Origin of the sequence: Trichococcus flocculiformis, assembly GCF_963662535.1 — a bacterium.
Lineage (GTDB): Bacteria > Bacillota > Bacilli > Lactobacillales > Aerococcaceae > Trichococcus > Trichococcus flocculiformis.
This window is the reverse complement of the sequence record NZ_OY759718.1, coordinates 744,308-766,289: the sequence shown is the minus strand read 5'-3', so window position 1 is coordinate 766,289 and position 21,982 is coordinate 744,308. Positions and strand designations below refer to the sequence as shown.

Below are 21,982 nucleotides of genomic sequence, written 5' to 3'. Positions count from 1 at the left end.
TATGTGCCGGATTCCTTATTGTCCGCCATGGTTCGCTTCGATTTGATTTTTGATCGTTTCTACAGCCTGATCCAATGCTTCCTTCGGTTTTGCTTTTCCGGTAGCGATGGTTTGTAGTGCCGCATCCGCAGGAGACCAAACTTCATTCATCTCAGGCACATTCGGTGTCAATTCCGAATGCAGACTTTGCTGTGCGACTGCTTGGGCTGCAGGATCATCCGCCAAGGCATCCCCTTCAGCCAGAGATTTCACAGCCGGTACTTCTTTGGTTGTTTCGTAACGGCGAAGCGAATTTTCTTCATTTGTGATAAATTCGATGAATAATTCTGCCAATTCCGAGTTTTTTGAATAGCTGCTCACGTTATAACTTTTCACGCCAACGAAGGCACTCATAGGATTTCCGTTCGGCAATTCCGGCAAAGGCAAGACACCATAATCAATGCCGGCACTGGAAAATGGCTCCAGATTCCATGGGCCTGAAATCACAGCTGCCGCTTTCCCTTCGCTGAACAAGGAATCCAACACATTGATGGCTTGCTCTCCGATCATACCGGATGGGAATAACCCTTCTTCATACCATTTTTGGATATAGGAAGCCGCTTCGATCGCGCCATCCGTATTCAAACCGATATCGGCTGTGTCATATTTCCCGTCTGTATCTTTAGCAAAAATATAGCCGTCATAGCCACCGATTACGCTTTGCGCATAATAAATCTGATCCCATAAAGCCAGCAATCCGTATTGTCCATCCGCTGTCGCTGTTTTCGAAAGTTCATACCATTCTTCGATATTCGTAGGCACTTCCGCTTCAGAAATAAGATCCTTGTTGTAATAAAGAATGGTCGTTTCGACGACTTTCGGCAATCCGTAAAGTTTTCCATCAACCATCTGCGACTCCAAAGCTACATCTGTATAGAGATTCTGAACATCCTCTTCTACTGTCAACTCTTTAAGCAAGCCTTCAACTACAGCAGTTCCGGCTTGATCTCCTGGTATCGTGAATACATCCGGTCCCGTTCCGGCAGGTCCGTCCAAGCGTAGATCCTCCAATTGACCTCCGTATGCTTTTTCGGTCACTTCCACAGTGACACCGTATTCACTTTCGAACTCGGCGATGGCCTCCTCGATACCCACTGATTTGTCAATGTCTTCCCACACGACCAAAGTTTGCCCCTCAAAATTCCCCTCTTGGCCAGCAGCCGAATCAGCTGCATTGGCGGAATCCGAATTACTTTCGGCTGGACCGCACGCTGCCAAAGATAATAAAACTACACTGCTGAGTGATAAAAATAAGGCTTTCTTCTTCATATCCGAAACACTCCTCTATTAGATGTAATCGCTTTACTAAAATTATAATACCAAATGAGTTAAATAAAGTAAACAAAATTTCACCTATTATTTGGTAAAACATTTTACTTGTTTATTCAAAAATAAAAGACACTTCCGCCCATCTATTCAGATGTTCGAAAGCGCCTTATCTATAACACTAGGTACTTTTCCTTTCGATAAGAAAAGCATTCAATAGTACTTTTTTGGTGATGACTCTTTTGTCGATCAGTTGCTCCAACAGTAAGGAAACTGCCGTATGGCAAAGTTCCTTCATATCGATGGCATATGTGCTTAAAGGCGGCGAAACATAATTTGCAACCGATATATTATTAATGCTCAGGACACTGACATCCTGCGGAATACGGATGTGATGCTCATTCAGAGCCTGCAGCACACCCACCGCAATGGGGTCCGAAGCCGCAAAAATGGCACCGGGCAGTTTTTTCCCGGCCTTCAAGGTTGCATCCATCAACTGATAACCGGTCTCCAACGAAAATCCTCTCCGGATATAGATGTGTGTTTCATCCAACATATTCTGTTGCTGCATCTCATCGCGGAAAGACCGTTCCCGTATATCCATCTCGTCCAAATGCGTATCTGGATTCACATAGGTACCGCCCACAAATCCAATTTCCTTATGGCCTTTTTCCTTGAAAAAACGGACTGCTTTCCGGGTGATATAATCCAAGTCCGGACGAACGGCATCATAAATGTCCGAATACGGTGAACTATCCAAAAATACCCCGTTTTCTGTCAGAGTTTCAAGATAAGCGATTTCCTTATTGCTGAACGAACCCACTGCAATGAAACCGTTGATGTCTTGCGGAATCATCTCCATACCTTGGGATCTTTTGAATACAGTCACCGAGACATTTTGTTTATCCGCTTGTCGGATCAACTCTGTACGCATGGTTTTAAAATAGACATCCTGCAATTCTTCCATATCGGAAACCCAATACAACAGCGCAACATTTTTGACGAGTGGCCGGGAAACTTTTTTACGGTATTCCAAATCTGTAGCCGCTTCATAGATCCGATCACGGGTCTCTTCCGGAACAGACAATGTCGGATCATTGTTCAATACACGCGAAACAGTTGTGATCGAAAATCCTGTCCTTTTAGCGATATCTCTTAACGTTGCCATATATTCACCCACTTTTCAGTAAAAAAATTCACCTTAATCATACCCGAAACATTCTGAATCGTCAAACACCAACAAAAACACAAGAAAACGAACCATACTAGCTTTCCGCCGGGTGTCCTGCGATTCCGTCGATACCTATCCCGTTCACTCCCGAATATCCAGATTCCTGAATGACTGGTTAATTTCTTTCTTCTTCGGTTTCAGTTCCACAACCAAAACACCCGCCAGAATCAGCACTGCTCCGATAAGCATCCGTAACGTTATCGCTTCCTTCAAAAATAGAGCCGAGGCGACCATTCCGAACACAGCTTCCATCGACAGGATGATCGCTGTTTCCGTCTCTTTGGTGAACTGTTGTGAAGCTGTCTGGACCAAAAAAGCCAGCATCGTGCTGATTACACCTAAATACAAGATGGAATAATAGCCTTCTCCGGCTGCCGGCAATGCGAATTCTCCTCTTGCGAGCGATACGATTATTCCCAACACAGCAGCTGTTCCCATCTGGATGGTGGTCAATGCATAAATATTTTCACCCAATACAAACCGATTTGTGAAGATGATCTGCAAGGCAAAGAACAGCGCGCAAACGAGTGTCAGCATATCCCCAAAGTTTACGCCATTGAAATCGGTCAGGGAAATGACGGCAATACCGCTGATCGACAACAACGCGCCTATGATGGCAGGGGCTGTCACTTTCCTTCTGAAAAACAGTGCCCCTATAAACGGCACCAAAACGACATTGAAAGCTGTCAGGAAGGCGTTCTTCGAAGGTGTTGTATAGACCAGTCCCACAGTCTGAAAGAGAAACGCCAAGTAAAGGATACTTCCCAGGCCGATACCTTTCAGATAAGTCTTTTTTCCAGCATGCTTCAGCTGACTGAAAAAGAGTGCTCCCATCAGTATGAATGCCAGCAAAAAACGCAGTGTCAATATTTGGTATGGAGAAAAATACTCCAACGATATGGCACTCACGACGAATCCTGAACCCCATATCATCGTCACAAAAATAAGTCCGATTTGTCCCTTTCTTCTGTCTGTCACATAATCACTCCATTTCTGAAAAATTAGTAAAACTGCGATAAGCATATTCGACATTACAAGCATACGACTTCCACTTTACCCGACAATCCCTCCCCCGGCAAGCAGATTTCTGCACAAAAAAGCTTCCCGTCCGGCAAATTCGCTGGGACAGGAAGCCTATGTCGCTTTCTTATTTTGCCAATACCGCTTCGATTTCATCCAATTCTTCATTACTGAAGGCAAGATTTTCCAACGCTTTCACGTTATCATCGATTTGGCTCACTCTACTGGCGCCGATCAGTACGCTCGTGACTTTCCCGTCGCGGAGAATCCAAGCCACAGCCATCTCAGCCAAGGTTTGGCCGCGTCTCTGGGCGATTTCATTCAAAGCGCGTGATTTTTCGATGGTTTCTTGCACCCGCTCCGCGTTCAGGAATGGCGAAGAGGGTCTCCCCGCACGCGAATCTTCCGGAATGCCATGCAGATAGCGGTCGGTCAGCATGCCTTGCGCCAACGGGCTGAAGGCGATAGTGCCTAATTTGTTGGTCGTCAGGACATCCTGCAGGCCATCCTCGATCCAACGATTGTACATGTTGTAAGCAGGCTGGTGGATGATGAACGGCGTCTTCAGGTCTTTGAAGATGGCGGCTATTTCAGCGGTCTGCTCCGCAGAATAGTTGGAGATGCCGATATACAGCGCTTTTCCTTGACGGACCATCAGATCCAATGCTTGCGCAGTCTCTTCGAAAGGTGTTTCCGGATCTGGACGATGCGAATAAAAAATATCCACATAATCAAGCCCCATCCGCTTCAAGCTTTGATCAAGGCTCGCCGTCAAATATTTTTTGGAGCCCCATTCCCCATATGGGCCGGGCCACATATCATAGCCGGCCTTGCTGGAAATGATCAGTTCGTCCCGGTAAGGCAGGAAGTCCTTTTTCAAGATTTTACCGAATGTTTCTTCCGCGCTGCCCGGAGGCGGACCGTAGTTGTTCGCCAGATCGAAATGGGTGATCCCCAGATCAAAGGCGCGTTGGACCATTTTGCGCGAGTTGTCGAACAGATCCACCTCGCCGAAATTATGCCAAAGCCCTAGGGAAATGGCAGGCAGTTTCAGTCCGCTGTTGCCTACGCGGTTATAGATCATTTTATCATATCTGTTTTGAGCCGGTTGATACATGTCATCACCTCAACAAGTTAATATATCCAGTATAGCGTTTACATCAATGCAACGCAAAGCATTTACGAGAAAAGCTGAACGGATCGTCTTATCATTCACTTAACCTGTTCCTTTGTGGTTTAGCCAAATGCATGTTTGATCTTTGGGTCGAATCCACAGCAAAATTCCCCGCAAAATGGTTTTGACGGGGAACCTTGTGTTGCCTACGGACATTTTTCCCCGCCAACGTGGTTTCAGTGGGCTATCTCTGAGCATTCCTTTGATTCCCTCATAAAATCACAGGTTGGATCAGCCCAATAAACCATCCCGGCTGACGTTGACAAAAGACATCTCGACCATGTCATAGCGGTGGTGTACGACCGAATATTCCAGCGGCGTTCCTCTTTCCAGGAACATGACTTTATTGACTTCCAGCACCGGATCCTCTTTAGAGCACTGCAGGTATTGCTTATCGTTCTCATCTGGTTTGACTGCGCGAACTGTCTGTCGATTATCCCCGAAGACGATGCCCAAGTCGCTTTGCAGATAATCGTACAGCGAGCGGTTCAGGATTTCTTTCGTGATGTTGGGCGCCAGCGCAATCGGGATGATCGTATGCTCCAACGAATAGGGTTTTTCGTCCAGAATCCGCAGGCGCTTGATATCATAGACCGGTTCTTCCATCGTGATGCTCAGTTGGTTGCACTCTTCCTCATCCGGGAAACGGACGTTGAAGTCAAGGACTTCCGTCTTCAGCTCCAGCTGTTCCCCGGCTGCGGCTGTCAAACCGACATTCTGGCCGATTTTGATGCTGCTCTCGGCAAGATTGACCGCATTTTTCTTCACATAGGTCCCCGAACCTTGGATTGTGTACACCAAGCCGGCGACGCTCAACAAGTCCAACGCTTTTTTTATGGTCACGCGGCTGGTCCCGAATTCCTTCGCCAAAGATTCCTGATCGGGAATTTTTTCTTCGGAATGATAAATCCTACTTTTGATTCTTTTTCTGATTTCGTTTGCGACTTCTTTGTATTTTGCCATGTCCTTCACCACTTATCTATGTGATTTGGAAATTTGTATTTACAAATCTCTATTTGTTCATTATAACATAGACAACCGGCCGGAAGGCAATAGACAAATCAAAACTCACTTGTATGCGTGCTCAGCCACTTCCAGCTCTCCACTTTGGATCAGCCCCCGATACCAATAGGCTGACTGCTTCAAGGAGCGCTTCCGGTCATCCTCCAGATCGATCCGCACGAGTCCGTAGCGGTTCTTGAAGGCATTCATCGGCGAGACGCAATCAGTGAACGCCCACAGCATGTAGCCGCTGCAGTTCGCGCCTTCACGGACGGCATCCAGCAAGGAACTCAAGTGCTCGGTGATGTAGGCAATGCGGTAATCATCCTGGATGGTGCCTTCGCTGTCGGCAAAACGCTCTTCCTGTTCAATGCCCATTCCGCTTTCCGCAATGAACCACGGGATATTCCCGTATTCCGATTTCAGGCGCATGGCCATATCGTACATAATCTGCGGGTAGATCTCCCAGCCGCGCGAGGTGTTCATCCGCCTGCCCGGCAAAGCAAAATCTTCATAATAGTATTCCGGATGGAACGGCGTCTCCTTGTTCCACTCGTAGCGCGGAGAACGCACCCGTTTCGGGAAGTAGAGGTTGATCCCCAGATAATCGACCGTGTTCTCTTTGATGATGAGCAGCTCTTCCTGCGTATATTCAACCGCAACGCCGTGCTTTTCAAGCAAGCCGAACAATTCTTCGGGGTACTCCCCCTTCACCAATGGGTCCAAAAAGATCCGGTTATACAACAGATCGTACATCCGCGCGGCTTTTTGGTCAGCCGGCGACGAGGAGCGCGCATAGGTCACCTCAGGATTCAGGATGGCGCCGATCTGGCCGCTGTAGCCTTTTTCGTGGAAAATTTGGACTGCTCGGGCCGTAGCGATCACCTTGTTGAAATTCCATTGCATCCATTTTGAAGTGTTCTGTTCATGCGGATAACGGATTGCATCGAGATAGACGCGCGTCTGGACGACGACCGGCTCATTGAAAGTGAACCAATGCTTGACGCGGTCCGCATAGCGCTCGAAGGCTAGCTCTGCGTATTTCGCGTAAAGTTCGACAACATGCTTCGAGCCCCAGCCCTCGTATTTCTCAATCAAATAAGCCGGGACTTCGTAGTGCTCGAGGCACAGCATCGGCTCGACGCCGGCTTCAATCAAGGCATCTACGACATCACTGATATGCTGTGCATAATCTTCATCGACTACCGCATTTTCATAGTCCGTGAAGAAGCGCGCCCAGTTGATCGAGGTCCGGTAATGCGTCAGTCCGATTTCCTTCATCATATCGATATCCTCTTGATAGCGTTCATAGAATTCGGTAGCCCCGGCAGGGCCGTAGCCTTCATGCCAGACGAAGGGCTCCTCCTTGTACCACATGTCCAGGTAGGAATCCTGTCCTTCTTTTTTGCCTTTCCAGCCTTCCGTCTGCCAGGCGGATGAGGACGCGCCAAGCATGAATCCTTCAGGTATCTTTTTAATCATTCTCATTCCCCTTTCCGTTCGGATCATCCATTATTCAACGGCAGTTGCCGCTTCTGTATTTCTTTCTGTTTCTGTCTCTGTCTCTGTATCTACCGCAAGCGCACGGTTGCTGGCCTTCACGAACGGCAGATAGATCAGTGCGGAAACGACGATGCAGATCAATTGCGTTGCGACCGCACCGAGACTTCCGGCTGTCGCCAAGTAACCGCTGATCAACGGTGGTGTTGTCCACGGAACCATCACGACCGCTTTGCCGGCGAATCCGATCGCTGTCGCGAAGTAACCGATTGTGCCTGTGACCAGCGGCGTCAGGATAAATGGTATCGCCATGATCGGGTTCAGCATGATCGGCATGCCGAAGATGAGTGGTTCGTTGATGTTGAAAATGCCAGGTCCCACGGAAAGTTTGCCGATTTCCTTGAAGTCAGCACGTTTCGAAACGAGGAAGACGGCGATCAGCAGACCGATCGTGACGCCGGAGCCGCCCATACTCATGTACATGTCCCAGAACGGCATATTGATGATGTGCGGCACTTCCTTGCCGGCTTCAAAAGCGGCAGTATTTTCAGCGATGGCAGCCAACAAGATCGGCTCGCGGATCGGTTTAATCATCTGGTTGCCGTGGATCCCGATTACCCAGAAAATCTGTGAGACGAACATCAAAAGCAGAATGCCCGGCAAGCCTTGGACGACTTTCGCAAGCGGCGACTGAATCGTCGTATAGATGATGTCGTACAAAGTCAATCCGGTGATCAGGTAGATCAGATGCGCGCCGGCCGCAATGATGGAAACCGTCAGGATGGTCGGAATCAAGGCGGAAAAACCGCGGGAGACGTTCGTAGGTACGGTATCGGGCATCGAAATTTTCAGTTTTTCCTGTTTGCTCAACCAAGTGTAGAGTTCGACGGATAGGATGGCGATGAACATGCCCAGGAACAAGCCGCGCGACCCTGTATAATTGCTGGAAAGGACATTCGTGACCGGAACCGGCGTCTCTTCAAACAAAACTTCGATCGCTGTCGGGATCGTTGCAATGTAGCTGATGACCGCCAACAGACCGGCGAAATGGTCGGATACTTTGTTCAGTTTGGCGACTTCGATCCCGATCAGGAAGACGGCCCCGATCGTCATCAGATTCATGGTGGCATAGTTGATCGCTTGAGTAATCGGTTTCATTTGTTCCAAGAAACGTAAAGCCTCAAACTGAGCCAACCCGTTGGTCGAGTCGAAAACCATATTCGAAAATAACGTGGCAAAGGCACCTGTGATGATGACCGGCAATAACATTGAAAAGGCATTTTTGATTGCGATGATGTATTTCAAATCATTGATTTTATAGGCAATCAAATTTAATCGTTCAATCCACTTCGCGTTCTCCATTCTTTTTCCTCCTAAACTATTTGTCCTTCTGTCCGTTAGCTGAGTTGCCTCCTTCAACTCTCTTTTTCACATTGTAACCCCTTTCTTAATTATTGTAAATACCTATTTTATATTTGTATTTACAAATTATCGTTAAATGTATTCTCGTAAGGCGTGCAAGAAAAAAAGAGACGTCTCAAATGAGACATCCCTGGTTAAAATACATAGATCATTCATGCAACTCCAGCGGCAAGCCGTCCGGATCCTTGAAAAAAGTGAATTTCTTGTTCGTGTAGTCATCCAAGCGGATCGGCTCAGTCTCCACGCCTTTACGGTTCAATTCCGCCACAGTCGCCTCGACATCCTCCACATAGAAGCAAAGATGGCGGAGCCCGACTGATTCCGGACCGCTTGGCCGCTCAGGCGGATTCGGAAAAGAGAACAACTCTATTTCGCTCTCCCCCAGCTTTAGATCAAGTTTATAGGAATCCCTATCCGCTCGATAGTTTTCGCGGATGATCGGCAATTCCAACACCTCAGTGTAGAAAGATTTGGATGCCTCATAATCGGAGGCGATGATTGCGACATGGTGAATTTTTTCAAATTTCATGATTTTTATAGTTTTCGGAAACCCACGACTTCAGTCGTGGGAGGAGAAACCGATTGGCCCAGCGGATCAAAAGATCTCCTTGATTTCCGAGCTCCTTCCTCTTTTATTTTAAGCGAACTTACGTTCTATTTTTAATATGCTTTCAATTGCGATTGTAGTATAATAGGCTTATTGAAGGGTGGTAAATTCCGTGGAACTAAGTCTAACAATCAAAGTTAAATTGAAGCTCTCGAACCCCAAAGATGCATTGGCGTTTCAAGAAGTCTGCGAACAGTATAGGCAGGCATGCAATTACGTATCTGATTATGTTTTTCACCACGATTTCGAGTTAAATTCGATTAAATTAAACGAAGTTTTGTACCATGATGTTCGCCAGCGGTTCCATTTGAAATCCCAATTGACCCAATCAACCTTTCGGACTGTTACGGCCCGATACAAAACCGTCCAAACACAACTCCGTCGCAGTCCCAACAAATATGACAGCGGTAAAAAGATGGAGACGGAAAGGAAGTACACATGCAAGTTCAAAAGGACTTGAATTGGCTATGGCACCCCATCCTGTTTTCTCAACCACAAGCAGATTTAGTGCGCAATCGCGATTGGAGCATTGTCGATAATGGCAAAACATTCTCAATCAATACGCTGAAGGGGCGCGTGAAGTGCGGTTTTTTCCTCAACGGCTTTGAAGAGTATTTTGATGGTACCTGGGCGTTTGGTTTGGCAAAATTGGTCAAGTCAGGCAAGCATTGGTTCTTGCATATTTCGGTAAAAAAAGAAATCGCCGAAATGGAATTGACAGACGTCAAACACGTTGTCGGAATCGACAGAGGGTTGCGTCAATTAGTGACAACCTATGACGAAAAAGATAAAACCACTTTCTTCAACGGAAACGCAGTCTTGAAAAAGCGCAGACACTACAAAGAACTGCGCCGTAGTTTGCAAGCACGCAACACCAGGAACTCCAAACGTCGTATCCGGAAAATGGAAAGTCGAGAGAACCGCTGGATGGCAGATGTGAACCACTGCCTGTCTAAGACACTCGTTTTCCTATATGGTTCCGATACGGTATTTGTGTTGGAAGATTTGATTGGCGTGCGTTTCGCTACGGAACAAGTTGCGAAATCACAACGCTATGAGCACGTGTCGTGGGCGTTTTTTCAATTCGGGCAAATGCTCACTTACAAAGCCAACAAAGTTGGCTCCATGGTGGTTGAAGTAAGCGCCGCGTATACAAGTCAGCGTTGTCCTAAGTGCGGCACAATCAAAAAATCCAATCGGGATACCCACAACCACGAATATCATTGTCCATGCGGGTATCGCTCAAACGATGACCGTGTTGCAGCAATGAATATTCAACAACTAGGAACACAATACGTAAGCGGCGTAGAGAATCCCAAATTTGAGAAACAAAAAGCAAATTCCTAGTGCATAAATGTGCTGGGTTGCCGGCAAAGTCAGCTGTCGGGCTGCTCCATTCCGGTTGAATAAGAATGGAGCAGTGAGTAACGCCAACATTTTGAGAGACCAACCGATCTCAAACTACTCAGGAGTCCGCAGGACGTTTGAACTGCGTAGCGTTAGGCGTAAACCTAAAAGTCTTAGCGAAGCTAATGCACTCGTCACGAAATGGCGAGAGGCAAGCCGTGACTTCAGTCATTGGTAGTTGACAGTAACCGTCCCTTCTGTTTCGAGTCTTCTCTGATTTTACCATTAAGCAACAATCTGTACAATTTTACCCACAACATTTTTCTGCCCAGCGGCCACCAAGATGGCAGGTTTCTGTATCTTTTCAAGCCGAACTTTTGATATAATGAAGGCATCACCAGAAAGTTATAATCGATTTGTTGAACTGATTGTTTCACCGTCAGGAGAAAGGATGGTAAGTCACATGATTATTACAACAACCGCTCATATCGAGGGCAAAAAAATTACTGCCTATAAAGGCATCGTTTTCGGAGAAGTCATCACAGGCATCAACGTGTTCAAAGATTTCGGAGCCGGCATCCGCAACATCGTTGGCGGACGTTCAAAGAGTTACGAGGATGAATTGACTGTTGCACGCGAAAATGCCTTGGCAGAAATGGAAGATCGTGCAGTCGCAAAAGGCGCGAACGCCATCGTCGGCATGAAAATGGATTACGAAGTACTGGGAGCCGATAATGGCATGCTGATGGTCACCTGCAGTGGTACAGCTGTGAAATTGATGGATGAATCAGAATATTTAGGCTAAAAAATCAGAAAAGGTATCCGGGAAGCAATTTTCCGGATACCTTTTTCTGTTCATTGTGTTTTTTTGCGTACCGGTTTTTTCTTACTCGGAGCGAACGGTTTGAAGGAAACGGCGTAATTGCCGGCTTCGTCTTTCCCCAAGAGCAATGCCGTCGAAAAACTCTTGCCGTCTTTTTTCTTGAAACCGGAAAGGCGCTTCGTTTCTTTTCGGGCCAAAAGCTCTTTGGCTTCCTCCGGGGACAGATAGCGGCGGGCGATATAGCGGGAAATCCGGAATGAACACGCCTCGCCGTAGTCCTGGCATTGTAGGTAACTGCCCTTGATGATCGCTTCTTTCCCGCAGACCGGACAAACGCCTACGACCGCACCGTCGCCTGCAGCATCGATGCGCTCCGCGATCCCTTCGGACTGCAGCATCTCGTTCTTCGTACCGAGGATTTCCAGGACGAAGTGTTTGATGTTCTCCAGGAAATAAGCCTGGTCGCCCTCGCCTTTATGGATTTTTGCCAAATACTTTTCCCATTCTGCCGTGAAGGCGACATCGCTCATCTTGTTGCCGGCCACGGCCTCACAAAGTAGAGTCCCCTTTTCGGTGATTGCCAGCTGATTCTTCGAAGCCGTTATGTAGCCCCTGTCCTTCAAATTTTCGATGACCCCAGCGCGGGTAGCTTCGGTTCCGATACCGTGCGTTTCCTTCAGGATCGCCTTGTCTTCGGCATCATTCACTTCTTTGCCGGCGTTCTTCATGGCTGCGATCAGCGTGCCTTCTGTGTAAGGCTTAGGAGGGGTAGTCTTCTTCTCCTTCGTGGCCAAAATGGCTGTTCCGGTTTCCCCTACCGTAACCATCGGCAGGATTTTGTCCTCCGGTTCGCCTTTTTTCCTTGTGTTGCCTTCCAGCTTCTTCCATCCGAGATTCTTGATGATCTTACCGGATGCCACAAAGTCCAGTCCGCCGATATCCGTAATGATGGTCGGTTCATCGTAGATGAAATCCTCTTCGAACATCGCCAAGGTCCGGCGCAGGACGAGATCATAAATTTTCTGCTGGTTCACATTCAATTTCGCGATCCGGGCCTGATCCGGCACTTTTTTCGTCGGGATGATGGCATAATGTTCCTGTACTTTGGCATCATCGACGTATTTTTTGCGCGGAGTCAAGTTCGGCTTGTCGATGGTATGACCTAGGATGCCCAGATAGCCGGAAAGGTTATCCTTCAAATAGACAAACTCATTTTTGGTGATGACCGTCGCGTCCGTCCGCGGATAGGAAAGCAGTTTTGCTTCATACAAAGACTGCACGGTTGCCAATGTGTCTTTCGCACCCATCTTGAATTTGGCATTGGCTGCCCGCTGCAGATCGCTGAGCGAATACAGACGCGGTGCCAACTCGCGTTTGTTCTCGTTGGCTTCATAGCGTTTGATGACGGCTGGCATCTCAGCCGCCAAGCCGTGCGTCGCGATGAAGGTTTTCATTTCTTGTTTTGACTCAAATTCATGCTGATACTTGGCTTCGAATGCCCCGTTTGTGACCGTGATCCGGGCCAAACACTCATAATGCGTCTCTTCCTTAAAGGCGGCAATTTCCTTCATGCGCTTATAGATCATGAAGAGCGTCGGTGTCTGCACGCGTCCGACCGAAAAGGCACCTTCTTTGATCCCGGCCTTCTGGAGCGCAATGGTATAGAGTCGGCTCAGGTTCATGCCAACCAGCCAGTCGGCGATTTCCCGGCTTTGGGCCTCGATGTAGGATGGATAGGTATCTTTCCCGTCCAGCAATTCGCTGAACCCGCGACGGATTTCATTGGATTCTAGGCTGTTGATCCAGAGACGTTTCATTTCCTTCTTTTCGGCACCAGCATGGCGGATGATCGAGCGGGCGATATTTTCCCCTTCACGGTCCGAGTCGGTGGCGATGATGATGCGGTCGGCTTCCTTGAGCTGCTGTTTGATGTTCGCCATCTGCTTGCCTTTACCGTATTGGATCTTGTATTTGTAGTTTTCCGGGAAAATCGGCAAGTGGTCCAGGCTCCATTTTTTCCATTTCGGATCATATTCTTCCGGCTGCAGCAGCCCCAAAAGATGTCCCGAGGCATGCACGATGACCGTTTCGCCATCGAACAGACTGTCCTGGATGACGTAGTTCCCGGCAACCGTCGCCTTCTTTTGAAAAGAGCTCGCGTAGGCAGCCGCCTGCGATGATTTCTCGGCTAAAATGACTGTTTTCATTCTGAAATTCCCTCCCTGACAGGATTGCCGTCTGAGACTTTTAAGGCAATCGATACCTTACGATTATAACATACGCACATTCCCGAAACCCGATCGAAAAAGGACTGCAACAGGCACAAAAAGCGCCGTTGCAGTCCTTATCGACCTAATTATGCTTATTCCCCCAGATTGAGTTTCTTAAGCGCCTCGAACAAGGCATTATTTACTGGCTCTTCAACTTGATTTTGTTTCTTCAGATATTTTTGGACATCTTGCTTCGCGGCTTTTCCGCCGGTGCCTTTTTTGCGTCGCTCATTGAAGGCCGAAAGTTTTTCGCGGTAACCGCATTTGCAGGTGAAAATCTGGCCGTCGCCTTCGCCATGCAGTTCCATTTTCTTCATGCACTGCGGGCAGCGGGCATTGGTGACCCGCGCCACATTTTTGCGGTATCCACATTCGCGGTCCTGGCACACAAGCATCTTACCTTTTTTCCCGTTCACTTCCAGCATCGGTTTGCCGCAATCCGGGCAGGTTTTGGTGGAGATGTTCTCGTGCTTGAACTTGCCGTCGCTCGTTTTGATTTCCGAAACGATTTCTTTCGTGTAGGCCTTCATTTCGTTGATGAAGGCATCCTTCTTCAGCTTGCCGGCAGCAATCTGTTCAAGCTTCCGCTCCCACTCGCCAGTAAGGGCCGGTGATTTCAATTCTTCCGGAACAAGCTCCAGCAATTGCTTGCCTTTTGAAGTGATGTGGATTTCTTGTCCGCGTCTTTCGATCAAGAAGGAATTGAACAGCTTCTCGATGATGTCGGCGCGCGTCGCCACGGTTCCCAAACCACCCGTTTCCTTCAGCGTCTGCACCAAAGCTTTGTCCGTCGTTTCCATGTATTTTGCCGGATTTTCCATCGCCGTCAACAGCGTCGCTTCATTGAAGTAGGCAGGCGGTTTCGTCTGGCCGGATGTTTCGCTTACGTAACGGACCGCCAGCACATCGCCTGCTTCGATTTTCGGCAACAGTTGTTCCTGGAGACCGTCTTCGGACTCCTCATCCTCCGTGCGGTTGCTGTAGACTTCTTTCCAGCCGGCAGCTATGACGGTCTTTCCGCGGGCCACGAAGCGCTCGCCCCCGATTTCTGCGCGCAGAGTCAGCTGCTCGTATTCGTAAGCCGGGAATAGCACAGCCAAGAAGCGTTTCACGACCAGGTCATAGATCTTGATTTCTTGAGCTGAAAGCTTCCCGATTTGGACGACTTGTTCCGTCGGGATGATGGCATGGTGATCGGAAACTTTGCTGTCGTCGACGAACGACTTGTTCGCCTTGATCGGTTTCGCCAATACCTTGTTCACGAGCGGTCGGTATTCCTTGATGGCGCAGGCTTTCAGTCTGTCAGGCAGCGTGGCTATGATGTCGTTCGACAGGTAGCGTGAATCCGTACGCGGATAAGTCAATAATTTATGCTGTTCATAGAGTTTCTGCATGATGTTCAATGTCTCTTTGGCGGAATAGCCAAAAAGCTTATTGGCATCGCGTTGCAGTTCCGTAAGGTCGTACAAGCCGGTTGCATAGGCTTTTTTCGGTTTGCGGTCGACAGCCACAACCGTCGCTTGCTGCTTATCCAGCTTTTTGACGAGGGCTGTAACCTTGTCACGCTCGAAACTCTTCGTGTCGTTCGTCTTGGCGTCTTGCCAAATCAGTTTCAGCTTCGAATCTGTCTGTGCCTCAATGCCGTAATACGTCTTCGGCTGGAATTGCTTGATTTCCTCTTCGCGTCTGGAGATGATGGCGACAACCGGCGTCTGAACGCGGCCGCAATTCAATTGGGCGTTGAATTTCGTCGTCAGCGCTCGGGTTGCATTCAAGCCGATATACCAATCCGCTTCCGAACGGGCTACAGCCGATTGATACAGGTTCTCATAGTCCTTGCCCGGCTTCAGGTTCTGGAAGCCGTCTTTGATGGCCTTGTCCGTCACGGATGAAATCCACAGGCGTTTGACCGGTTTCTTGACTTTCGCCTTTTCGATGATCCAGCGGGCGACCAGTTCACCCTCGCGGCCGGCATCGGTTGCGATGATGATGTCGGAAACGTCATTCCGCACCAACTGGGACTTGACGGCATTGAACTGCTTGCCGGACTGCTTGATGACAGTCAACTTCAGGTCTTGCGGAAGCATCGGCAGATCCGCCAAGTTCCAGTTTTTGTACTTCACGTCATAGGCTTCCGGATCGGCCAACGTCACCAGATGACCCAAGGCCCAAGTGACGATATAGTCTTTCCCTTCCAGGTACCCTTGACCCTGTTTCTCGCACTGCAGCACGCGGGCAATATCGCGCGCCACCGATGGTTTTTCAGCTAATACTAGACTCTTTCCCATAATTTATATTTGCTCCCTTATCTCTCGATTATCGTGTCCTACTATATCACAAATGACGCTAAAACAGAAAAAACTATAGCGGATACCCATGCCGGGAGTCCGTTACAGTCTTCTAAATTTCTATGCTTTTTTCTTTTGCGCCAACAGTAAGGGCGCCAAAATCGGCTCCAGTATCAGATAGAACCCGGCATTCCCCATGCCGTGCAGAAGATCGAAAGGGATCCCGGCAATGTAATAAGCCCAAAAACTGCTGATGCCCAGCATTTTTACGGAAATGATGGAGATGACGAACCCGTAAAGCAGACCCCCAAAAAAGGCGAACAGCGCGAAAAAGATTCTCCGGCCTCTCTTTTGGTTTGTGCTGTAGAATGGCTTCATGAACAGCCCCGTGACCACAATCAGAACACCAAAACTGGTGATCTGGGCGATCGTCCACGGCCCCATCCCCAGCAGGAAGTTGGTCAAAATAATCGACAGGATGGCCACAATAAAGCCGTCCGTCATGCCCAATGTCAGCGTCAGGATGATCAGGACGGCTGTTACAGGCTGGACATTCGGGATGAACTGGAACATCATTCTCCCGACATAGCACAAAGCCGTCAAAATCGACAGCAGCGCCAGTCGTCTCACGCCGAATCCCACAGTCTTCTTTACATTTCTGTCAGGTTCCACACGATTACGTCTCCTTCTTGGAGCGCCACGTCAGCGGCTCCGACCATTGAAGGCTCGCCGTTTACATCAAATAACCAATATTTCGCTTTGGTTTCGGCTGTTTCTTCCACTTGTGCCAACCCGTCGATAGCTGTGATGAAGCCGTCCGCTTCTTCGATAGCATAGTTGTCTTTCATGGCATCCAACAAGTTCGTGCCCGCTTCAACTTCCAGCGTTTTTTCTGAGCCTGCAATGATAGTACCGCCATCCGTCAAGGAGATTGATACGCTGACTGTCTCCGCCGCTTCGGAGCTGACTGCAGCAGTCGACTCTTGCAGGACGGAGCTTGTTTCCGTTTCTTCCGTCGGGGAGCACCCGAATAATACCAAACTCAACGATAAGGCCAACAATAATTTTTTCATTTCTCCACTCCTAATCTGTATTCGACAGGGGTTGCATCGCCAACGGCCGGGATCATGCAAAAAAAGCCCATGCGCCATCGCATAGACAAGTAACGGGACCGTTTTACCTCGAAACGGCACGCTTGCAAAAAATAGCAGCTTGGAATGAAGACCTGACTAAGACGTTCCGGGACGTCATCACAGTGGCGGGACCGCGTTGGATTTTCACCAAACTTCCAAATTCCAAGTGTCTTTGAATGGTTTTCCTATCCCTTCCATTTTACCCAAAGGAAAAAAAAATACAAGACCAGTTGCGCATTTCAGTGCAGTCTGGCCTTGCAATTGATAATTAGTGTGTCAAGTCAATATTCGGTTCCCTGTTACGCCTTCAAGCTTTCGCCATTGGTTGCAATAACATCTTTATACCAATAGAATGATTTTTTCTTGTAACGGTTCAGCGTGCCGGACCCGTCGTCGTGGTGGCTTCTCTCCCAAAATAGTCTTGTCCTTTGCTTGAGCTAAGCGATTTTCAGCAAAACAGACAGCTGACCAATGGCCAATCAGCCAATCTATTCAAAATTAACAGCAATAGGAACCCTTTATATCCTATTTTTTGTGAGAGCGTGTTGGTCAGTTCACATCCCGCAGATAATCCATATACCCAAACGCAAAAGCTTCGATTACTAAAAAAAAGGAAGATGCTGTTTGCAACCACCAATCGTTCGGTATTGGACTTCGGCTACTCGAAGCGTACAAACTATAGTCAGCGCGTCCAGACAACCAATTGTTTTGCATATTGGTGATGGAAACCAGCGTCGATTGCTGGACCGAAAGAATATTCAATACATTGGAAAGATGTTGATTCTCGCCCGACAAAGACAAAATGAAGATTAGATCTCGTTCGGATAGCCTTTCGACGATACGCCTAAACTCATTGGATTGCGAAGAAGCGGGGATTAACTGTGCCGGCTTTCCAATCAGCAATAACAGCCGCTGTAGCTCAGTTGCTTGGCTTTGCTGGGTAACGCCGGTAGCCAACAGATAGACATTTTCACTTTCTTCCAGTTTTTGATAGATTTCCTTCCAGTTTGCATCTTTTATATAGGTTATCGTACGAGAAGCATCATCGCATACCCGACTGGCAAATGCTTCAAATGCCGTTTCGGTTTTAGGATCTTTTTGCCATTTCAAAAAATTACGCAGCTCACTGAATCCGGTAAAGCCTAGCTTTTGTGAATAACGAATCACCGACGACTTGGAGGTATGGCAGGATTTGGCAAACTCGTTCGTACTCATCAAAATCACTTGATTAACGTTACTGTTAATGTATTTTCCCATGATGAGATCTACCTCGTTTAGCTCATCGTAATGCTGATTAACAATATCTGAGAAATGCATGTGGCCACCTCACATCTTTTTCCTTAATTTTATCGACTCTGGTCTGGAAATGCAAAAATCGGAAGGAGCCAGAATGCTCCATCCGCAGTTTATCTAGTTCAGTGCTGGCCACCAGCCAGCATTAGCAACAATCATCTCATCCAATATCTGCTTAGCAACGGAAGCAGACGGTACCGTTTTGGATAATGTCATAGCTTGCCAAAGCTTTTGATAAGATTTTTCAAGATAGGCATCGACAACTAGCTTTTCTACCGCTATTTGCTGTTCAATCATCCCTTTTTGAAAATATGGGATTTTGCCCATACACAGCGGTTCATAGCCTCGTTTACTAACAATGCAAGGTACTTCCACCATTGCATCATCATCTAGGTTTGCGATTGCCCCTTCATTTTTAACGATCAGCAGCATGCGCTCGTATGTATTATACGCCAATGCCCCTGCTAACTGAACGATGAACTCCGCATGTTCCCCAGCCTCGATAGTGGTATCCTTGGCTGTTTGGGCTGCCGTGATCCGTTTGCACTCCGCGAAGACATTCTTTTCACGATTTTCCATGACCTCATTCGCTCGAGTATGATTTGGATCCGCATGTGCCACTACGTAGTCGGGATACAAATAGTATTTCAAGTAAGTGTTAGGAACGGTTTGAGGATCCACAGCATACACATCTTTCGCTTTTTGGAAAGTATCCATCCAACTGGCTTCCTCCAACAGGGGATTACCTTCTGCAGCCGCTGCAGCATAGCCATGCTTAGCGACATGCTCTTTCAATCGAGGCATCAAATCATTTCCTTGGCGATCGGTCATCTCGGTCCACCAACCAAAATGGTTCAAGCCATAATAACGATCGACAATCTCATGTTCGTTTTCCAATCCTAAAATTTCCGCAATGGATTTTTTGATTGCTACCGGCATGTCGCAAATATTGATGATCTTAGCATCAGGTCGCAACCGACGTGTCGCCTCTGCAACGATGGCCGCCGGATTGGAGTAATTCAACATCCAAGCATCAGGAGAATATTTTTCCATGTAATCGATCAACTCTATTACTCCAGGAATTGAGCGCATCCCGTATGCCATCCCCCCTGGCCCACAGGTTTCCTGCCCCACGACGCCGTACTTGAGTGGAATTTTTTCATCTTGTTCCCGCATTGGCAATCCACCTACGCGGATATGCGCCATCACGAAGTCAACATCGGAAAAAGCTTCTTCAGGATCAGTAGTTGCCGAAAATTCAATCTCCGGTGCCCGTTCTTTTACAATCACCTCACAGGCTTTAGCAACGATCGACTGGCGTTCCCCATCGTTATCATAAAACTTCAATTTACGCAGTGGAAACTTTTCCTGATTTTCGATAAGCATCATTACGATCCCCGCTGTATAGGTACTTCCACCCCCAGCAATAACGACTGATTGTTTTTTTAGTCCCATTTTACCCATTTTACATCCTCCATTTTTCGAACTATTTTTATGCATCTACAATTCCTAGTTTCTCACAGATATCATCCTTGAAACCTTGTACACCCATCCCGATGATTACTTGGACATTGGCACCATTCAAAACGATTCCTTTTTGCTGAGAGATCTGTTCTAGTTTGGTACGATCTACCAGAGACTCGTCTTTGACCGTGACCCGCAAGCGTGTGAAGCAGTTGGTGATTGTCTCGATATTGTCTTTACCACCCATGCCCGCAATAACCAGTTGGAAATCTGAGTCACCGCTGTCGATTACCGCTCTAGTATCAGTTTCCCCTCCAACATTCGTTAATTCTGATTCTTCGCCTTCACGACCTGGTGTTTTGATGTCTAACTTTTTGATCAGCACGACAAACACGAAGAACCAAACCACACTCATAATAAGGCCAACAATGATTACCAAATGAAACTTAGTGACGTTCGGGCTAAAGACTGAATTTGAAACGACAGTGTCAATCAGGCCGTAGAGCATGTATGTTCTGGCGCCAATAGCCCATAATACAGTTTCAGATACCGCTGTTAATACGCTATGCACCAACCACAATAACGGTGATGCAAACAGAAAAGAGAAGTCTAGCGGTTCCGTGATTCCGGCAACAGAGGCCACAACCATGGAAGGCAAAATCATTCCTTTGACTTCCTCTTTCCGTTTCTTATGGGCAGAATAGATAATAGCCAAGGATACAGCGATAGAGCCGAATATCTTCACAAATCCAAATGTTGCAAACCTCAATGATGGATCTAGCGCTGTAATCGTACCAGCATTAGCCATCTCTGCATAGAAAATGTTAGCCGCACCATAATATATCTGACCGTTGATTTCAGCTGTCCCACCCAATGCTGTGAAACAAAACGGCATCCATAACAAATGATGTAATCCCGTAGGAATCAAGAACCGGTTACCAAAGGAGTAAATAAAGACCCCCAGTAATCCTGTGGTCAAAATGAAACCGGATAGTGAAGAAATCCACCCATTAACAACCGGCCAGATATAACACATAGCGACAGCTAAGATTAAAATGACTGGTATCAGGATCATGAATGACAGTCTCGAACCTCCGTAGATGCTTAGAAAATCAAAAAACTCTTTGTCAGAGAAGCGATTATGTATAAAGGCTACCAAGCATCCGACGATCATCCCTAAGAAAACATTCATGTCAACAACTTGGAACCCTAGCACCACACCTTGTCCGGTACCAAAAAGCCCCATCTCTCCAGCCTCTGCCAATTGGTCAGTTAAGCTCAGCCAAGCATTGTTGGCTGCTAAAAAGAATAAAAATGCGACTAACGAAATAAGTGCCGCTTCAATTTTTTTCTTATTAGCCAAGGAAGAGGCAATCCCCACACAGAAGATCAACGCCAGATTGTTCAACATAGCATCCATCATGGTCTTGATGAGACCACCGAAAGTCTGAATTCCTCCAGGCATGAAGTCTAATTGCAAAATTACAGAAACAGCTAGAAAAAGCCCCATTACAGCCATGAATTTCACCGGAATGATTACCGCTCGGGAAAAATTCTGCATCGTTTGTGAAACCTTACTCTTCATATTTTTTCTCCGTTCAGATTATTGAGTATACGTATCTCTAAATACATCATAGCAAGTGATGTAATCCTTTACAATGGTCTGTATACGTTCTGGACCAAGGTCCGCCGGCTGAGACCATCATGCTATGAAGGCCACATATTTCCCCTTGATATTGGCCATCGCGCCCTTATGATCCGGATTGGAAATGTGATTAGGAAATCGTCCTTCTAAATCTAAAGACTGAGAACCTGACGTATCCGCAGCATGGATATTGATCAAGTCAGCACCCTCTCGACACACAACATGTTTGCTCCTGTATTCCTACTGATTTTCCATAATATAGATGATATCTTCAGGTTCGGCTCCACCATGGTTTAAAAAATCTTTGACGTCATTGTAGGCAGATGATAGATGGCCCGCAGCCAACATCATGCCTTAATCAAGTCTAAACTCATTATCTTGTGTATATATGAGCAATCCAGGTGTCGTTGGTAAGATAAACTCCAAAACATTTACCCTTATTTCTGCAATTTACGATT

The 21,982-nt window shown here is 47.3% G+C and carries 16 protein-coding genes, 1 pseudogene and 1 riboswitch; of the genes and pseudogenes, 2 read left to right on the top strand and 15 right to left on the bottom strand.

What is annotated here, in order from left to right; genetic code table 11:
* Positions 1-15 precede the first annotated feature (15 nt).
* The 8 genes from ACKPCD_RS03980 to gloA2 all read right to left on the bottom strand — a co-directional run bounded on the left by ACKPCD_RS03980 (position 16) and on the right by gloA2 (position 9,183).
* Positions 16-1,308 carry a galactooligosaccharide ABC transporter substrate-binding protein GanS gene (locus ACKPCD_RS03980; RefSeq protein ID WP_321434066.1) on the bottom strand — a complete coding sequence of 431 codons (1,293 nt, stop codon included), beginning with the start codon at positions 1,306-1,308 and terminating at the stop codon, positions 16-18.
* Positions 1,309-1,486: 178 nt separating this feature from the next.
* A complete protein-coding gene (locus tag ACKPCD_RS03975; RefSeq protein WP_321434065.1) occupies positions 1,487-2,473 on the bottom strand; it encodes a LacI family DNA-binding transcriptional regulator in 987 nt (328 codons plus the stop codon).
* Positions 2,474-2,617: 144 nt separating this feature from the next.
* A complete protein-coding gene (locus ACKPCD_RS03970) occupies positions 2,618-3,514 on the bottom strand; it encodes a DMT family transporter (RefSeq protein WP_321434064.1) in 897 nt (298 codons plus the stop codon).
* Positions 3,515-3,683: 169 nt separating this feature from the next.
* The gene (gene mgrA, locus ACKPCD_RS03965) at positions 3,684-4,673 is read right to left on the bottom strand and encodes an L-glyceraldehyde 3-phosphate reductase (RefSeq protein ID WP_321434063.1); all 990 of its coding nucleotides are present in this window, start codon (positions 4,671-4,673) and stop codon (positions 3,684-3,686) included.
* A 288-nt stretch (positions 4,674-4,961) separates the two neighbouring features.
* A complete protein-coding gene (locus ACKPCD_RS03960) occupies positions 4,962-5,693 on the bottom strand; it encodes a GntR family transcriptional regulator (protein WP_321434062.1) in 732 nt (243 codons plus the stop codon).
* Positions 5,694-5,798: 105 nt separating this feature from the next.
* Positions 5,799-7,214 (bottom strand): glycoside hydrolase family 1 protein, encoded by a 1,416-nt coding sequence (locus tag ACKPCD_RS03955; protein WP_321434061.1) that lies wholly within the window; start codon positions 7,212-7,214, stop codon positions 5,799-5,801.
* Between the two features lie 30 nt (positions 7,215-7,244).
* On the bottom strand, positions 7,245-8,594 hold the full coding sequence (locus tag ACKPCD_RS03950) for a PTS sugar transporter subunit IIC (protein WP_321434060.1): 1,350 nt from the start codon (positions 8,592-8,594) through the stop codon (positions 7,245-7,247).
* Between the two features lie 208 nt (positions 8,595-8,802).
* On the bottom strand, positions 8,803-9,183 hold the full coding sequence (gloA2, locus tag ACKPCD_RS03945; protein ID WP_321434059.1) for an SMU1112c/YaeR family gloxylase I-like metalloprotein: 381 nt from the start codon (positions 9,181-9,183) through the stop codon (positions 8,803-8,805).
* Between the two features lie 190 nt (positions 9,184-9,373).
* On the opposite strand from gloA2, the pseudogene ACKPCD_RS03940 reads away from it, so the two are divergent.
* Both ACKPCD_RS03940 and ACKPCD_RS03935 read left to right on the top strand, forming a co-directional pair.
* A pseudogene (locus ACKPCD_RS03940) lies at positions 9,374-10,608 on the top strand (RNA-guided endonuclease TnpB family protein).
* Positions 10,609-11,071: 463 nt separating this feature from the next.
* Positions 11,072-11,413, top strand: coding sequence for a heavy metal-binding domain-containing protein (locus ACKPCD_RS03935; RefSeq protein WP_086989737.1), 342 nt, complete (start codon positions 11,072-11,074; stop codon positions 11,411-11,413).
* 50 nt (positions 11,414-11,463) lie between these two features.
* Here ACKPCD_RS03935 and ACKPCD_RS03930 read toward each other — a convergent pair whose 3' ends face one another.
* From ACKPCD_RS03930 to ACKPCD_RS03900, 7 genes are all read right to left on the bottom strand, one after another.
* On the bottom strand, positions 11,464-13,638 hold the full coding sequence (locus ACKPCD_RS03930) for a type IA DNA topoisomerase (RefSeq protein ID WP_321434057.1): 2,175 nt from the start codon (positions 13,636-13,638) through the stop codon (positions 11,464-11,466).
* A gap of 155 nt (positions 13,639-13,793) precedes the next feature.
* A complete protein-coding gene (locus ACKPCD_RS03925; protein WP_321434056.1) occupies positions 13,794-15,989 on the bottom strand; it encodes a DNA topoisomerase III in 2,196 nt (731 codons plus the stop codon).
* A 120-nt stretch (positions 15,990-16,109) separates the two neighbouring features.
* Complete coding sequence (locus tag ACKPCD_RS03920; protein WP_321434055.1) at positions 16,110-16,661, bottom strand: ECF transporter S component; 552 nt, start codon at positions 16,659-16,661, stop codon at positions 16,110-16,112.
* Positions 16,640-17,062: a DUF4430 domain-containing protein gene (locus ACKPCD_RS03915; protein WP_168173257.1), complete on the bottom strand. Its 423-nt coding sequence runs from the start codon at positions 17,060-17,062 to the stop codon at positions 16,640-16,642. The genes ACKPCD_RS03920 and ACKPCD_RS03915 overlap by 22 nt, the downstream gene beginning before the upstream one ends.
* Before the next feature lie 87 nt (positions 17,063-17,149).
* A riboswitch (adenosylcobalamin (AdoCbl) riboswitch) is annotated at positions 17,150-17,306 on the bottom strand.
* Between the two features lie 365 nt (positions 17,307-17,671).
* Positions 17,672-18,439, bottom strand: a complete 768-nt coding sequence (locus ACKPCD_RS03910) for a MurR/RpiR family transcriptional regulator (RefSeq protein ID WP_321434054.1) — start codon at positions 18,437-18,439, stop codon at positions 17,672-17,674.
* Positions 18,440-18,532: 93 nt separating this feature from the next.
* Entirely contained in the window at positions 18,533-19,870 is a 1,338-nt protein-coding gene (locus tag ACKPCD_RS03905) for a 6-phospho-alpha-glucosidase (protein ID WP_321434535.1), read from the bottom strand.
* A gap of 37 nt (positions 19,871-19,907) precedes the next feature.
* A complete protein-coding gene (locus ACKPCD_RS03900) occupies positions 19,908-21,464 on the bottom strand; it encodes a PTS transporter subunit EIIC (protein WP_321434053.1) in 1,557 nt (518 codons plus the stop codon).
* Positions 21,465-21,982: the final 518 nt, after the last annotated feature.